General features: G+C 44.9%; 2 protein-coding genes. One reads left to right on the top strand and one right to left on the bottom strand.

Annotated elements, in window-relative coordinates:
* A partial coding sequence (locus R7044_RS26965) for a MerR family DNA-binding transcriptional regulator (RefSeq protein ID WP_140388849.1) occupies positions 1–112 on the bottom strand: 112 nt, incomplete at its 3' end.
* Positions 113–346: 234 nt separating this feature from the next.
* Between R7044_RS26965 and R7044_RS26960 the strand changes: the two genes are divergently transcribed.
* Positions 347–574: twin-arginine translocation signal domain-containing protein (locus R7044_RS26960; RefSeq protein WP_225456198.1), on the top strand; the 228-nt coding region annotated here is incomplete at its 3' end.

Genomic DNA, 574 nt, shown 5'->3' with positions numbered 1-574 from the left:
CACGGTGCCCACTGCTATTTCGGTGGACATGTTTCAGTAAGCCAATTTTTTCATAGTATCGAAGCGTGTAAGACGACAACCCAACTGCGCTGGAAAACTCTTTCATATTCATTATTTTTACCGCAGATTATCCCTTCCTGTGACCACAAGTAATGTAACCACACTATGGATAACCTTTGCAAAGCAAGCAGTCTAGTTTCTTACCGATGTTGTTAAGACTATAAATAGTCGTCTACTTTTATTGATGTAAACCCTTTAGTAAGGCAACTGTAGAGATCGGCGATACGAACTAAGGGACGAGAATGACGTAGCAGTTCTTGGGCGTGTGCCGACAAAGGAACACATCATGAGTGAGAACGAGAAAAACAAACCGCAAGGGATCTATAAGTATTATGAAAACAATCCCAAATCTGCGGATGAGAAAGTCTTTGGACGAGTCAGCTACCCAGACAGGCGCGGTTTTCTAAAAGGCGCTGGTTTAGCGACCATGGCCGCCGCGCTTGGTGGATTTATCCCATTTCACCGTAATATGCCGGCTGGCATCATCCCCGCAGCTTTTGCAGAGGGTCTTGAT

It is taken from the genome of Vibrio sp. 1402 (assembly GCF_033340275.1).
Note: the sequence above shows the minus strand (reverse complement) of the source record. Positions and strands in the feature narration are given on the sequence as shown.